Origin of the sequence: Pararhizobium polonicum (genome assembly GCF_001687365.1) — a bacterium.
Lineage (GTDB): Bacteria > Pseudomonadota > Alphaproteobacteria > Rhizobiales > Rhizobiaceae > Pararhizobium > Pararhizobium polonicum.
The window spans coordinates 810,101-825,251 of sequence record NZ_LGLV01000004.1 but is presented as its reverse complement, the minus strand read 5'-3'; the positions used below and the strand labels follow the sequence as shown (position 1 = coordinate 825,251).

Below are 15,151 nucleotides of genomic sequence, written 5' to 3'. Positions count from 1 at the left end.
CAATCCATTCATTGTCATCCGACGACAACCATGTCGAACTCGCTTTTGCGAGCGCCACACTCCGGGCAAACCCAGTCGTCGGGCACGTCCTCCCAGCGGGTTCCAGGTTCTACTCCGCCATCGGGGTCGCCCAACGCCTCGTCGTAGACGTAGGCACAGAGAACGCACTGCCATATTTTGAAGTCGCCTCGATCGGCGACTTGAGCGGCCGCAACCATTTAAGCCTCCTCCCATATCCTGTCATTTCTCAGGCTACTTGATGGTTCGCGCTATCGCCAGATGTTCTGCGATGCTATCAGTCATAGCAAATCGGCATATCTCAGGAGGAGTGGACTTGGACATCCGGCAATTATCCTACTTCGTCAGAGTCGCGGAACTCGGAAGTTTTAGCCGCGCTTCGGCGTTTCTCCATATCGCCCAACCGGCTCTCAGCCGACAGGTTCGCAACCTTGAGACTGAACTCAAGGAGCCGCTGCTTCTTCGTAATGGGCGCGGAGTGGAACTGACCGAGGCCGGGGAGCGACTTCTGGACAATGCACGCGGTATCCTTCGGCAAATAGAACGCACCTACGAAGACATCGAAAATGCTCGGACAGGCAAGGCGGGCAAGGTGGGTATAGGCTTGCCGGCCACGATATCTACCGCGATCGCGACGGCACTGATCCGCAAGCTTCGTGAGGAGCTCTCCGATGCGCAGGTCATGCTGGTTCACGGTCGTTCCAACCAACTTCAAGAGTGGATCCTGTCCGGTCGCCTCGATATGGCAATCATGTACGACGCGCCATCGTCTCCGATGTTGGAGATCGATGACCTGGTCAAAGAAAATCTCCACCTGATCGGTCGAACAGGCGCTTTCACGGATGACGAACCCATTCACCTCGAAACATTGGCCGACGTGCCGATGGTTATCGCCTGCCGGCCAAATAGCACACGCGTCCTCCTCGATTCGGAGCTGGCGCGCTTTGGTCAGAAGCTGAACATCGTCTTCGAACTTGACCCTCTTGATACGATGTTCGACCTCGTCAGGGATGGGTACGGTTACACGGTCGCCTCCATCCGAACACTCGAGTCCAAAGGATCCGATGCCAGCCAGGGCCTCGAACTCCGGAAAATCGTTGGACCGGAACTCATTCTTTCCGTTCAACTCGTTCGACCGGCACGAAGATTTCCAAACCGCCTGCACGAGGCGGCATTTCGAATCCTTCGCGATCTCAGCATCGAACTCTTGAAGCCGCAGACAAAATAAATCACGGAGTCAGCTCTCGTCGGGCCGGAACTCCATTCGCGATACCTTCGGCAGGAGAGCAAGCGTGACGATCAACATCGCTGCTGCGCTGCAGATAATCGGCACGCGCAGCCCAAGCACGTCCGAACTCAACCCAAGAACCACCGCGCCGAGCGAAGGACTTGCACGGAAGACGAGACCATGGACGCTGAGCGCTCTCCCTCTAATCGACGGAGGCGCTCCGAGCTGGACGTACGTTTGTGTTGCAATCATGCTCACCGACGTCAGGTAGCCCATCAGCATCGCAAAGATCGCAAGCGTCAAGATTGTGTCAGCCAGAATGAAGCAGCCGGCAGCGCATGCTGACATAGCCCAGGCGACGGTGATCTGGAACGGTAGCCGCACTGTCGATACGTACGCATTCATCGTGAGCCCCGCGATAACCGACCCGAACGCCATGGATGACGTCAGCACAGCAAGGCCGGTGGCCGGCACACTCGAAAGGTTTGCGGCGAACGCTGGCAGCATCTCGGCTATTGCGCGGATCAACACGCCTCCGGCGAGGAGGAGCGCCAACATCAGCCGCATGCCGGGATTGGAAATAACGTAGCCGAATCCTTCCATGATCTCCGCCGTGACGCTCTTGCTTGCTCGTGTCTTGGATGTGCGCTGTTGCGGAGCGATGCGTTGGAGAACGACGACGAAGAGGCAAGTCACGACCGTGTTAAAAAGGAAGACCAGCGAGACGTCGACCATCACGATCATCAGCCCGGCAAGGGCGGGTCCAACGAGCCGCGCCAGATTAACGTTCATCGAGTTGATGGCGACCGCCATTGGCACGTCGTCGCGTGGTACCAGTTCCTGGACAATGGTCATCCGTGCTGGCTGTCCAAGGGCGATAACGCAGCCTTGTATCGCGATGATCGAAATCAGAAGGCCAAGATTGAGAAGGTCCAAGTAGATCAACGCCGTCATCAATGCCGCGATCGCCGCGAGACCGAACTGGCAGAGGCGGTTGATCTTCAGCGCATCCCATCGGTCCACAGCTAGGCCGCCAATTGGCCCAATCAGGACAGTTGGTAGGAGGTCGGCCGCGGCAAGAATACCCAGCCACAACGGTGAGTGCGTCATGTCCCACACCAGGAGGCTGCATGCTATTCGCTGCATCCAAGTGCCAAGGAGCGAAAGGCAGTTCCCTGCCGTATAGGCAGCGAACTGGCCTCCGGCCAACAGTCTTACCAGCCGTGATTTCAGTGGTGATCGGAACAGCGACACATCAGGTCCCGACGGCCATATCCATGTTTACGATGCGGTGAGGCCGTCCGTTGAGAAATGCTTCGATGAGGCCGACAGCATCCCCGTAGTAGGTGCCCAGCATGTCGCGGGTAAAGTACCCGATATGCGGCGTTATAACGACGTTGGACAGGCTCCGAAAAGGATGGTCGGTTGGAAGAGGCTCGTGCTCAAAGACGTCGAGCCCTGCACCCGCTATAGCGTGCGAGCGAAGAGCATCGATTAAAGCTATTTCGTCGACGATGGCGCCGCGCGCAGTATTGATCAGGTAGGCGCTTTTCTTCATGGTTCGCAATTCCGTAGAACCCACGATTCCACGTGTGCGTTCGCTGAGGGCAAGGTGGACCGTTACGACGTCGCTCGTTGCAAAAAGCTCCTCTTTTGAGACAAGCTTAGCCCCGGCGCTTTCCGCTTGGTCGGGCGTCATGTTCTGGCTCCATGCCTGAACCTTCATCCCAAAGACGTGACCGATTTCTGCGACACGCTTGCCCAGTCCGCCGAGACCAAGGATGCCAAGAACCTTGCCCCCCACGGTGGTGCCGGCACGCGTTTGCCAGCCGCCATTGCGCATCACATGGTCTTCCGCTGCGATGTTTCTCGAAACGGACAGGATCAGACCCCAGACAAGCTCAGCCACACCACCGGCGCCCTTGCCGGTAACGGGTGTGTTCGAGACCAGGATGCCACGGGCGGCGGCCGCAGCGACATCGACAGTATCATATCGCTTCCCTGTCACGACGATGTATTTCAGCCGGGGCAGGCGCGAGATCAGATCCGACGATATCGGCATCCTTTCTCTGAGAGTGCAGACGATGTCGAACTCGGCAAGTTCCCGTACCGCCTCGTCGAGTAAAGACAGTGGTCTCTTGAAGACCACGATGTTTGCGCGGGACTTCACATTTTCCCAGTTGGCGACCTCCTGGGAGATGCCCAGGTAATCGTCAAGAATGGCAACGTTCATTTTCATACTTGATCCCGCGCATAGAATTTCAGATCGACTGTCCTGGGCCGGCTTCACTTACTGCCGCTGCCATTCCTCCGACCAAATCTGGAGCGGGTCCAGGGTTCCTTGGCGGAAATTGGTCAGATCTGTCACGGTCACGTAGGCTCGTGGATAGAAGTAGAGGGGTAGCATCGGCAAATCTTCTGCGAAGATCCTCTGAACGTCAGCCCATTTCTGCTTCGCCGTTTCCGGATCAAGCGCTGTCTCCAGCTCGGATATGGCCTTGTCCATCTCCGGATTGGAGTAAGCGGAGAAATTGTTGCCGACACCATTGTTTTTGGCACTTGGAATGGAATCCGACCCCAAGGCAATCTTAGGGGAGACCGAGGGGGAGAAGTCGATGGAGGACATCATGAGCGCTTTGAATTTCCGCTTGCGCGCCATCACGCCGTTGAACTCCTGCAACGGCACGAAGTTGTTGGTAATCTCCACGCAGACGTCCTTTAACTGGCTCTGAATGACCTGGGCGATCTGTTCTCGCGTCTGGTTGCCAGCAGTAGAAACAAGCTCCAGCGACAACCGTTCGCCCTTGTCGTTGATGCAGATTCCGTCGTCGCCAGGTGTCCATCCGGCGCTGGACAAGAGCTCCTTCGCCTTTTCGGCGTCGTAACTGTAGAGTGTCATGTCCTTGGAGTAGTAGACGTTCTCCGTGCTGAGAATCCCGTTGGCGACCGGCTGCAGGCCTCCGAACAGTTCGTCGCTGATGGCCTGGCGGTCGATCGCGTATAGAAGCGCCTGACGCACCGACTTGTTCTTCAAGATCGGGTTGTCGAAGTTGACAGCTATGCGCTCGACGTTCGTACCGTAGGCAAGGTGATAGGTGAACTTGTCAGGTTGCTGGTTTTTGAGGTCGAGCATCTGCGAAAAACTGATCCCGCCAGGACTGACAGGCACGGCATCAACCGAACCGGCGAGCAGGTTCTGGAGAAGAGAAGACGAATTGTCGCGGTAGCTCAGGATAATCCGCTGCAAATGAGGCTTCTCGCCAGGCCACTTCGGATTGGGAGTGAAGACGATCCGTGTTCCGATCTGATAGTCGCTGAGGAGATAGGAGCCGTTCCACAGACCTGGATTAGTCGGTTGCGTGTTGTAGAGCGACTGTTTGACATATGCGTCGAGCGTCGGGTTGGCGGCGTAGACTGGTCCTTCCAGATGCTCGGGAATGACCTGGTCCCATGAGTTGTAGCTCGAAATGATCTGTGGAATCGTCAGCTCGACGGTGCGTTCGTCGATAACCTTCAGCTCGGAAGCGCGTGTCCATGGATTGTAGTTCGAGAAGCCGATGTTGGGATCATTCGCCATCCTCCAGGTAAACTCGATGTCCTTCGAGGTCACTGGCACCCCGTCACCCCAGGCAAGCCCAGCCCTGAGCTGCAAGACGACCTTCATTCCCTTCTTGCCGTCCGGGAGGTCGACAATCTTGGCGAGTCCATTCTCGATCGTCGGAAGCGTTTCGCATAGAATGCAGTGATTGACGACATTTTCGTCGAACGCTGTCATCGGACGGAGCGAGTAGTTGACGACCAGCCGCTTCGTGTTGTTGACCTGCACAAGCGGATGAAAGTTCGTTAGGAACTGCAACTGGCCCACCACCAACTGGTCCTTCGACTGAGCAGCGGCACTGCCCCCCGACAAGGAAGCCACGGCGGCGCACGCAAGCGCCATGCTGACGAACGATCTAATTCTCTTTCCTACAGACGTCATTTTATCCTCCATCAGACTTCTGGTTATTTTCGAAACTCTTAGTGTGATCCGGAGCGCGTTTCTGACCGCGGATCGAATGCCGAGCGAACGCCGTCGCCCACAAAATTTACAGCCATCACGGTGGTGAAGATTAGGAGGCCCGGATAGACGGCAAGCATTGGTGCGGAGATGATGAGCTGCTGGGCGTTGGTCAGCATGTTGCCCCATGTTGGCGTTGGCGGAATAATACCGAATCCAAGGAAGCTCAGGGTTGATTCAAACAGGATGATCCGACCGACCGACAATGTCATTGCGACGATCAGCGGCGTCGCGATATTCGGCAGAATGTGGACAAATACGTTGTAGCTGCCCCTTGCCCCGCTGACCGTTGACGCCCGGACGTAGTCCACGTCTCTTAGTCCGATCGTCCCCGCCCGTGCGATTCTGGCGATCGTTGTCCAATCGACGAGCGCGATAATTATGACAATACGCAAGAAGACTGCCATTGGCGACGTCGCTGCGGTCTGACTGAGACCGAGCTTGGTGAGATCGACAGCGCCGAGCACGATCAGTACGGGGATCAGCGGGAGTGCGATGATGCAGTCCGTCATGCGCATGAGAATGTTGTCGAACTTTCCTCCGATGTAGCCGGCGGTGACGCCGACCGAGATGCCGATAATTGCGGTGATGAACGTGGCGAGCAAGCCGACGGCGATCGAGACTTGCCCACCGCCAAGAAGACGAAGGAGCACGTCGCGTCCAAGGTCGTCTGTTCCGAGCCAGTGCTGCGCGGTCGGCGGCTTGAAGCGGCGAAGCAGATTGGTTGCGTTGGGGTCGATCCCCGTTAGATGGGCGATCGGTCCCGCCATGGCGCAAGCAAGCGTCAGGATGATCAGGAAAACCAGTGAGATCATCGCGAGCTTGTTGTGGCGGAATCGCTCCCAGCGCTTGCTCCAGACAGAGTTATTAGTCGCGCGCTCGGGTGCTGTGTCGGCTGTGATGATGGTCATTTAAGTGTGATCCTCGGGTCGAGCCATGCATAGGCCAGGTCTGCGAGAAGGCTCGAAAACAACGTGACGATGGTCGCGAGAAGCAGTCCGACCAGCGCGAGGTTGAAGTCGATGTTGCTGATTGAATCGTAGATGACCTTTCCCATGCCCAGCATGCCGAAGATCGTCTCCACAACGAGTGCGCCGGAGAAAAGAGAACCAAATCCCAGCGCGAGAACCGTCACCATCGGGATAAGCGCATTGCGCAGCGCATGGCGCATGACGACAGTCGTTTCCGAGAGACCCTTTGCCCGAGCAGTTCGAACGAAGTCGGAATTCAACGTCTCGATCATCGAGGCCCGGACGTAGCGCACCAAAGGTCCAACGTGGAAGAACGTCAAAACGACGATGGGAAGGATCATGTGGACGATTTGGTCGCCGATCGGTGCGTCAGCCAACAGTGGCGTACCGCTTGCGGGAAGCCAGCCCAGCTTCACAGAGAAAACGATGATCAGGATGAGTGAAGTCCAAAAGCCAGGCAACGATATGCTTGCAAAGGCAAGAAGGCTGATGAGGTTGTCAACCCAACCGCCGGGTTTGCGGGCTGCGAGGGCGCCGAGGACCATCGCAATTGGTATACTGATCAGTTCGGTCGCGATGAGGAGCTTGGCTGTCTGGATGACGGCGGGGCCGAGGATTTCCAGGACGGGTTTGAAGTAAACGCTGGAGTAACCGAGGTCGCCGTGCAGCGCCGCATACAGCCAATGCCCGTAGCGGGCGAAAAGCGACTGATCGACGCCATAAAGCGCTCGCATTTGCGCCATCGTCTCGGGGGTGAGCGATGGGTTGCCCTCAAGCATGTTCTCAACAGGATCACCGGGCATCAGGCCGATCAGCATAAACAGCAGAAGCGACATCACAAAGGTGACGAGGACTGCCTGGAGGAGACGTGAAGTCGTGTATCTCAACATGGCTCAATCCTTGAAATGACAGGCGGAAAGCTGGGTCGGTCGACCGGGTGCTGGCAGTAGGGCAGGTCGTTCCGCCTTGCAGAGGTCCTGAGCCTTCGGACAGCGCGTATGGAAAACACAGCCCGATGGAGGCGCAAGCGGCGAGGGGATCTCGCCTCGAAGTAGCTCCTCTTTCTTCCGTCGCCCGCGGCCAATGCGAGGCACGGCTGCCAATAGCGCCTGCGTGTAGGGATGGCTCGGAGTCTGGAAGACGTCCTCTGAAGCCGCGACCTCCATGAGACGACCCAGATAGAGAACGGCAACGCGGTCAGCGAGATGCCGCACAACGCCGAGATCGTGGCTGATGAACAGGTAGCTGATCCCGTGCTGCTTCTTTATGTCGTCGAGCAGATTGAGAACTTGGCTTTGGATCGAAACGTCGAGTGCCGAAAGCGGTTCGTCGGCAACGATCATCTCGGGTTCCGCGATCAATGCCCGCGCGATCGCGATCCTCTGGCGCTGGCCCCCAGAAAATTGGTGAGGATAGCGACGTGCGGCTTCAGGCGGCAACCCAACCTGCCCCAGCACCTCCACCGCACGCGCTTGGCGTTTTTCGCTTGGAACGCCTTTGAGCCGCAAAGGCTCCGCGACAATCTCGCCGACGACCATGCGCGGATCCAGCGCGGAGAAGGGATCCTGAAAGATGACTTGTACGGGCGTATGGTCACTCTCGCCACCTCGCCCGCTTTTGAATGTCACTGTTCCGGAAGTTTGCTTTCGCAGGCCGGCAACGACATATCCGAGCGTCGATTTGCCACTGCCGCTTTCGCCGACCAGAGCCAGTGTCTCACCCGTAGATACCGTCAACGAGACGTCGTTGACCGCTTGTAGCAAAGTCGCCGGCTTCATAAAACCGCCGCCAATCGGAATATCGACGTTGATGCGATCGAGGGTCAGGAGTTCCGTCATGGATTTACCTTGTGGCAGGCGACCTGATGGCCGGGAGAAACTTCGAGAAGCTCCGGTTCGACGGCCCGACAGACGTCGTCTGCAAACGGACAGCGTCGGGCGAACCGGCAGCCGGCCGCGATGTCGGTCGTGACACGGCCCGGGATGACGTACAGGCGCTCGACGCGCTTGTCTGGATCCGGCAGCGTTTGAATAAGGCCTTGGGTATATGGATGAAGGGGATTGTCGAACAATTCGTCAGCGGGGGCATACTCGACGGCCTTGCCCGCATACATGACCATGATCGCGTGAGCGACTTCGGAAACGACCGCCAGATTGTGGCTGATGAACTGGATCGACATCTGGGCGTCCTCCTGAAGCGTCAGCATCAGATCAAGGATTTGCGCCTGAATTGTCACGTCGAGGGCGGTCGTGGGCTCGTCGGCGATCAGCAGTTTTGGACGACAGGCGAGGGCCATGGCGATCATAGCGCGTTGGCGCATGCCCCCGGACAATTGATGAGGATAGTCTTCAGCGCGTCTGGCCGGCGATGGAATCCCCACCTGAGCCAGCAGATCGATCGCGCGGCCATGCGCCGCTGCCTTGCCGATCTTCTCATGCTTCACCAGGACTTCGGCGATTTGTCGTCCAACCGACATGACAGGATTCATTGCGGTCATCGGTTCCTGAAAAATCATAGCGATCTCTCGACCTCTGACCGTCTGCCATTGACGCTGATCGAATTTGGCAAGGTCGCGATTTCCGAAGTCGATGGTCCCCTCTACCTTTCCGCCACCGGCGACAAGCCCGAGGAGAGCAAGCGAGGTCATCGTCTTGCCACAACCGCTTTCGCCCACGATTCCGAGCGTCTCCCCGCGCGGGATCTGATAGCTCAACCGCCGCACGATGTTCACTGGCCCTTGTGGTCCAGGGAAGGAGACCTTCAGGTCTTTCACGGCGAGCAGAGACTTGGAATTCCCGGCGATCGACGCAGCTTCGCCACCAGCGACAGTGCCGTTGACATATAGCATTCGTCTCCTCCCTTTCGAATGTCTGGCCTGATGTGACAGGAACACAGTCTTGTGCAGTCGGTGCCTGACGCGGTCCTCTCCGCGGCAGGCGGGGGCAGGCTATAGCTCTATAACGCCTACACCGTTTTTGATTTCGATCCGGGTTCCGAATGGCTCGGACAAGCGACGATAGCGATCAATGATGCGAACCGCATCCTCGCCCTTCGCCATCATAGGCCGACCCTCGGTGTTATGGTGTTCGCCCTTCCCAGTACGCCGCGTCTGCTTCACATCGGGCGAGGTGTCGCGGCCCATCTCCACGGGATGCAGAAGAACGCGCCGCACCTTGTCGCCGTCCATTTCAAGTTTGATGACAGCCGAACTCCACCAGGTGTCGGTTGGAGTGTCGAGACCCGGATGAAGCGGATGGGCGGCTGGTGTCAACATTGAGAGACGGTCGACGTCATGACCCCATGCATCATAGCTGTCAAACGGCACGCGTTGAATGAACTCCGACTGGGCGAAGAAGTTTCCGATGCCGTAAAAGATCGGCTTTCCGTTGTAGATTTCGACGCCGAGCGTCCTGTGCCAGCCATGGCCTACATAGATGTCGGCGCCGCCATCGATCATTGCATGTGCGAATTCCTTGACGAAGCCAGGAGGCGTGTCGCCGCGAGGGCCGTCGGAGACGCTGAAATGGTGCGCGACGATGACGAGATCGGCCATGGCGTGCGCTTCGTGTACCGAGCGAAGGTTGCGATCGAGGTCGCGCTTGTGGCAGCGGCTGATGATCTCGCACTTGTCGCCGACGAAAAAGGACTCCGGGTCACCCCATTGCTGCGCGCCGGGGATCTGAATGCCGAACGATCCCTCACGACCATGCTTCGGCTTTTTCATGAAGTTGAACTTCTCGCCGAATTCCTTGAGGTTCGTAGCCGTTTGCTCATCGACCATGAATTCGAAGGTAAGACGCTGTGGATTCACTCCCGGACGCCCTTTCAGGGCTCCTTTCGGCATGCCCGCCCACATGAAGTGCTGGTTGCCGGAGCTCACGGAGACGAGGGCGACCCGTCCATTCTTCTTGTCGACATAGCCTGGTTCGCCAGCCAATTCGAGATCAGCGCCTGTGCCGGCCGTTACGATGCCGACGGCCTTCATGTGCTTCTTCGTCGCGAACAAACCTTCTGCGCCGAAGTCGAAGCTGTGGTTGTGCGCGGTCGACATGATGTCGAACCCTGCCCACTTCAAATCCTTGGCGATTTCCGGATCCGCCATCATGAAGCTGCCGATACCCTGGCCGCGGGCGGGCCATTTCAGTTCGTCGTAATCGGCGAAATTCATTTCCAAGTGACCGTACGTCACGTCAGCGTCCCTGAGGACATCCCAAACCTCGTTGAATTGAGGTTCATCATGCATCGCAAATGGGCGACACACCATGCATTCACCCGCCAGCGCCACTTTCCAGTTTCGTGTCGACACCATAAAACCTCCTGAGCCGGCGCAAACGAGCGAACATGTTCGCCCCTGCCGGACTGCCGATCTGTCATAATTGTGAGCGTAACTCCCACGCGACTACTCACTCCCGCCGCATCGAGACCATAACACCCCTGCCAGCTATCACCAGATTTATGAGTTGCCTTTCAGAAATGCCATTTCGGCATATCTCTTTCTCGACACAGGTTCACGAGCGTTTGAACTGCGGCGTCGAGTTGCGACGGCGTTCCGGTCACAACATGCCGTTCCTATCGCACGGTTGTCTGGATCGACCGTGTCCATAACAAAACGGCAAGGCTGATATTCCGCCGAGATAACTAGCAACCAGCCACCATTCATCTACCTTGGCGGAGCGGTCCAGCAGCGGAGGAACATGGCTGGTCCAGTGCGACGCTCCTTCAATCTACAGTGACATCCGTCTCGCGATCGAGCCGCGATGGCGCGTTCTGTTGTCCACAAGGTCCTGCGGCGTCGCAAATATGTGGCTGCTATCACGCGGAGGATGTGATGAAACTAGGGCGTCGTACTTTCATGGCTGCGGTTGGAATTGCCGTGGCTTCCGGACTGAACCCGACGAGACGTGCAATGGCGGAGGCGAACGAGCTGCTGCACACGGTTGCTGCAGAAGTACCGTGGTTTTGCAACCAGATCGCACTGACGACCAGCGGTGACATGTTTTTCGGGCTGCCGCGGTATCCCGATTACGATCAGACGCCTTCCCTGGCAAAACGCGGCTCTGACGGGAAGCCGGTGGCGTTTCCAGGCAACGGCTGGAACGAATGGAAGCCCGGCGACGACGGGCGGGAGAGTTTCGTTTACGTCAACTCGATACACATCTTCAAAGACAATACCGTCTGGGTAGTCGATCAAGGAGCGTTGCGCGCGGATTCCTATCCGCCAGAGTTGTCGGAACCACGCCCGGGCGCGCAGAAGCTCGTGCAACTTGATCCTGATACTGGCGCGGTGCTGCAAGTCTTGCGCTTCGACGAAAGCATTCTCCCCAGGGGTGCCAAGATGAATGACCTTCGGGTCTATGGTGAGCACATATATGTCACGGATTCCGGTCTCGGCGCCCTGATTTACCACAACCTCAAGAGCGGGCAGACACTTCGGCGTATGTCGGGTTTTCCACAAATGCAGGCCAAGGAAGATCCCAAGCTTCAGCAAGGCAATCATAAGACGCCGAAGATTGACATGATCGAGGTCAGCCAGGATGGCGAATGGGTTTTCGCCGCCGCTCCGACGGGGCCCTTCATCAAGGTCAAGGCTTCCGCGGTCCGTGACCCGTCGATCGACGACGAAGCGCTTGCAAGTCAGGTCGTGGAACACGCCGCGATCGCGCGAAGCGGAGGATGCGCGCTTGACACGAACGGCAACCTCTACCTCTCCGAATTGGACAACAAGCGGGTGACGGTTCTGACGCCCGACGGACTTACAGCCGTCGTGACGTCGGACGAAGAGTTCATCAGTCCGGACGGGTCGTTCATCTCCGCCGATCGTAAGCTCTACATCCCGGTCACCCAATCCCGACGTACAAGGCTTTTCGGGAACAAGCAGGACATGGTGAAGCGTCCGTGGAAAATCTACGTCGTTGATCTGCCAAAGGAAATTGCGGGCATCAAACTTGGGAATTCGTTGAACGGCCTCAAGGCCGGATGAGCGTTTATCCTGTCGGCCGGCGTGGCGCGGGCTGACCATTGAATGGAAGGAGACATATCCGTGTCAGAGAAAAAGACTGCACTTGTGATCAGCGCCCATGCGGCCGATTTCGTTTGGCGATGCGGGGGCGCGATAGCTCTGCATGCCGACAAGGGCTACGAGGTCACCGTGGTATGCCTATCGTTCGGCGAGCGCGGTGAATCGGCGAAACTCTGGAAAGATCCGGCAATGACGTTGGAAAAGGTGAAGGCCGCCCGTCGCGCCGAATCCGAAAGAGCAGCGCAGGCACTCGGCGTCCACGAACTGGTTAGTTTCGACCTCGGAGACTACCCGCTCCGTCTGACCGATGACGACAAATATCGTCTCGTTGACGTGATCCGCAAAGTCCAGCCGGCCTTCATGCTGAGCCACTCGCAATATGATCCTTATAATACGGATCACATGTATGCCACGCAGGTTGCGCTCGAGGCGCGCATGATTGCCCAGGCCTGGGGCCACAATCCCGGTGAGAAGGTGCTTGGCGCGCCGCAACTCTATCTCTTCGAGCCGCATCAGACCGAGCAGATGGGATGGAAGCCAGATGTGTTCCTCGACATCACGTCGGTATGGGACAAGAAGCGTGCTGCGATCGAATGCATGGAAGGGCAGGAGCATCTCTGGGAGTTTTACACCAGAGTGGCTCAGAATCGCGCCAACCACTTCCAACGCAATTCGGGCGGTCAGTCAGGGGGGCGTGCTTCGAAATATGCCGAAGGATACCAGTCGATCTTTCCACGAACAGTCGATGAGCTATGAATTCGGCTCTGGGAGAATAAAATGGAGCCCTGCTTCGACATCGCACACCTGGCGCACGTTGAGATGTACTCGAATAAATTCGAGGAGAGTCTTGACTTCTTCCTTCGAGTCTATGGACTGACGCTGTCCGGACAAGACGAAAATTCAGCCTATCTGAGAGCATGGGACGACTACGAGTTCCACACTCTCAAGCTTACTCGCCATCACACGACCGGTGTGGGGCACATCGCTTACAGGGCGTCCTCGCCGGAGGCGCTCGATCGGCGCGTCAACGCCATCATGGCAAGCGGCTACAAAACACTTGGCTGGGTTGACGGAGATTTGGGTCATGGACGGGCTTTCCGTTTTCAAGACCCGTTTGGACATACTTTTGAGATCTACTACGACACAGTGCGCTTCACGGCGACCGGTGATCAAAAGCCGGCGCTGAAAAACATCGCTTCGCGGTTTCACGGGCACGGCTGTCATCCACGTCGAATCGATCATGTGAATCTGCTTGCCTCCGATGTCGCCGAGTTCAGGCGATTCATGGAGACATGTCTCGGATCGCGCGTGACAGAGATGATCGCACTCGACAACGGGCGTGTCGGCGGCTGCTGGTTCACTATCAACAACAAGGGATACGATCTCGCCTGCACCGAAGAGCATGGCCGTGGCGCTGCACGGCTGCATCATCTGACATACGCGACCGACACCCGCGAAGACATCTTAAGGGCGGCAGATATTTTTCTCGAGAACGGCGTCCATATCGAGACAGGGCCGCACAAACACGCCATCCAGGGCACTTTCTTTCTCTACGTCTGGGAACCAGCCGGGAACCGCGTGGAGCTCGCAAATGCTGGCGCACGCCTCATACTGGCTCCGGACTGGGAGCCGGTCATTTGGACTGAAGGAGAGCGCAGGAAGGGGCAGGCCTGGGGGCTGAGAACGATCGAGACCTTCCACACGCATGGCACGCCGCCTGTGCAGTTCAAAGGAGATTAATGTGGCTGTTGTCGTACAGAATATCGAACGCGCCGATCAATCGATCATCAAGAGACTTGCTGCCGCGGGCGTGGCGACCGTTCACGAAGCGCAGGGCCGCAAGGGGATGCTCGCAAGTACGATGCGTCCGATCTATCACGGCGCGCAGATTGCCGGATCGGCGGTTACGATTTCGGCGCCTCCTGGCGACAATTGGATGATCCACGTTGCCATAGAGTAGATCCAAGAGGGCGACATACTGGTGCTTGCCCCGACGTCTCCTTGCGACAACGGCTACTTCGGCGACCTTTTGGCGACTTCGGCACGGGCTAGAGGGTGCCAAGGCCTCGTAATCGACGCGGGAGTCCGTGACATCCGCGATCTGACCCAAATGGAGTTCCCCGTTTGGTCGAAGGCGGTCTCCGCGCAGGGCACGGTCAAGGAGACGCTTGGATCAGTCAACGTTCCGATCGTCTGCGCGGGGGCGCTCATCGAGGCCGGCGACATCATCGTTGCCGACGATGACGGGGTCTGTGTCGTTAAACGAATTGAAGCAGAGGAGGTCGCGATTGCAGCGGAGGATGCCAAGCGCAAGCGCCTAGGTATGAGCTTTCAGCAGGTTGTCCATTCGGAGCGATCCTGGAAGCTGAGGTGTGGTAACTCCAGTCTCCTAAATCCGCTCCGAATGGACAACCTGCTGAAAGCTCACAGCTAGTGTCACGGCGGACGACACGTTGACGATCACGCCCGTCCCTTGCGCGCGGAAGCCGGGCAGTACGGCTTGTGACATTGCCATTGTGCCGAAAGTGTTCAGTTCGAATAGTTGGCGTGCTGCGTCGGTCGACACGCCTTCCAGCGTCCCCATCAGACCCGCACCGGCATTGTTGACCAGGGCGTCGATCGGTCATGCTTCCTCCAGAGCACGAGCAATGTTTGCAGCGTCGGTCACACCGAGTGCAACGACGCGCAGCCGGTCGGATACGGGCAAGAGATCCCCACGAGGCATGCGCATCGTGGCAATGACAGTCCAGTCGCGATCAAGGAAATAGCGGGCAGTTTCAAGCCCGAAACCGGATGAGCATCCGGTGATGAGGATGGTGTTCATGTGAATCTCCTGTCTGTGGTGGTGATTTTGCGCA

At 57.6% G+C, this 15,151-nt stretch carries 13 protein-coding genes and 2 pseudogenes; 5 read left to right on the top strand and 10 right to left on the bottom strand.

Annotation, left to right across the window (positions count from 1 at the left end):
• Positions 1–14 precede the first annotated feature (14 nt).
• Positions 15–218 (bottom strand): rubredoxin, encoded by a 204-nt coding sequence (locus ADU59_RS05695; RefSeq protein WP_068952469.1) that lies wholly within the window; start codon positions 216–218, stop codon positions 15–17.
• Between the two features lie 116 nt (positions 219–334).
• Between ADU59_RS05695 and ADU59_RS05690 the strand changes: the two genes are divergently transcribed.
• Positions 335–1,246, top strand: a complete 912-nt coding sequence (locus ADU59_RS05690) for a LysR family transcriptional regulator (protein ID WP_068952467.1) — start codon at positions 335–337, stop codon at positions 1,244–1,246.
• Positions 1,247–1,255: 9 nt separating this feature from the next.
• Here ADU59_RS05690 and ADU59_RS05685 read toward each other — a convergent pair whose 3' ends face one another.
• The 8 genes from ADU59_RS05685 to ADU59_RS05650 all read right to left on the bottom strand — a co-directional run bounded on the left by ADU59_RS05685 (position 1,256) and on the right by ADU59_RS05650 (position 10,583).
• Positions 1,256–2,500, bottom strand: coding sequence for an MFS transporter (locus ADU59_RS05685; protein WP_274534642.1), 1,245 nt, complete (start codon positions 2,498–2,500; stop codon positions 1,256–1,258).
• Position 2,501: 1 nt separating this feature from the next.
• On the bottom strand, positions 2,502–3,485 hold the full coding sequence (locus ADU59_RS05680; protein ID WP_068952464.1) for a D-2-hydroxyacid dehydrogenase family protein: 984 nt from the start codon (positions 3,483–3,485) through the stop codon (positions 2,502–2,504).
• 51 nt (positions 3,486–3,536) lie between these two features.
• Positions 3,537–5,225 (bottom strand): peptide ABC transporter substrate-binding protein, encoded by a 1,689-nt coding sequence (locus tag ADU59_RS05675; protein WP_068952642.1) that lies wholly within the window; start codon positions 5,223–5,225, stop codon positions 3,537–3,539.
• A 38-nt stretch (positions 5,226–5,263) separates the two neighbouring features.
• The gene (locus ADU59_RS05670; protein ID WP_068952463.1) at positions 5,264–6,214 is read right to left on the bottom strand and encodes an ABC transporter permease; all 951 of its coding nucleotides are present in this window, start codon (positions 6,212–6,214) and stop codon (positions 5,264–5,266) included.
• Positions 6,211–7,164: an ABC transporter permease gene (locus ADU59_RS05665; protein ID WP_068952461.1), complete on the bottom strand. Its 954-nt coding sequence runs from the start codon at positions 7,162–7,164 to the stop codon at positions 6,211–6,213. The genes ADU59_RS05670 and ADU59_RS05665 overlap by 4 nt, the downstream gene beginning before the upstream one ends.
• 3 nt (positions 7,165–7,167) lie before the next feature.
• Positions 7,168–8,112 carry an ABC transporter ATP-binding protein gene (locus ADU59_RS05660; protein WP_068952459.1) on the bottom strand — a complete coding sequence of 315 codons (945 nt, stop codon included), beginning with the start codon at positions 8,110–8,112 and terminating at the stop codon, positions 7,168–7,170.
• The gene (locus ADU59_RS05655; protein ID WP_068952457.1) at positions 8,109–9,122 is read right to left on the bottom strand and encodes an ABC transporter ATP-binding protein; all 1,014 of its coding nucleotides are present in this window, start codon (positions 9,120–9,122) and stop codon (positions 8,109–8,111) included. Before ADU59_RS05655 ends, ADU59_RS05660 begins: the two co-directional genes overlap by 4 nt.
• Positions 9,123–9,221: 99 nt before the next feature.
• On the bottom strand, positions 9,222–10,583 hold the full coding sequence (locus ADU59_RS05650; protein ID WP_068952455.1) for a CapA family protein: 1,362 nt from the start codon (positions 10,581–10,583) through the stop codon (positions 9,222–9,224).
• 519 nt (positions 10,584–11,102) lie between these two features.
• Here ADU59_RS05650 and ADU59_RS05645 point away from each other — a divergent pair.
• The 4 genes and pseudogenes from ADU59_RS05645 to ADU59_RS05630 all read left to right on the top strand — a co-directional run.
• The gene (locus ADU59_RS05645; protein ID WP_068952452.1) at positions 11,103–12,254 is read left to right on the top strand and encodes an L-dopachrome tautomerase-related protein; all 1,152 of its coding nucleotides are present in this window, start codon (positions 11,103–11,105) and stop codon (positions 12,252–12,254) included.
• Positions 12,255–12,314: 60 nt separating this feature from the next.
• Positions 12,315–13,049 (top strand): PIG-L deacetylase family protein, encoded by a 735-nt coding sequence (locus tag ADU59_RS05640; protein ID WP_083198128.1) that lies wholly within the window; start codon positions 12,315–12,317, stop codon positions 13,047–13,049.
• A gap of 21 nt (positions 13,050–13,070) precedes the next feature.
• Positions 13,071–14,033, top strand: a complete 963-nt coding sequence (locus tag ADU59_RS05635) for a VOC family protein (RefSeq protein WP_068952448.1) — start codon at positions 13,071–13,073, stop codon at positions 14,031–14,033.
• 1 nt (position 14,034) lies between these two features.
• A pseudogene (locus tag ADU59_RS05630) lies at positions 14,035–14,613 on the top strand (4-carboxy-4-hydroxy-2-oxoadipate aldolase/oxaloacetate decarboxylase); the annotation flags it as partial.
• Between the two features lie 111 nt (positions 14,614–14,724).
• Here ADU59_RS05630 and ADU59_RS29520 read toward each other — a convergent pair.
• Positions 14,725–15,117 (bottom strand): annotated as a pseudogene (locus ADU59_RS29520) (SDR family NAD(P)-dependent oxidoreductase); the annotation flags it as partial.
• Positions 15,118–15,151: the final 34 nt, after the last annotated feature.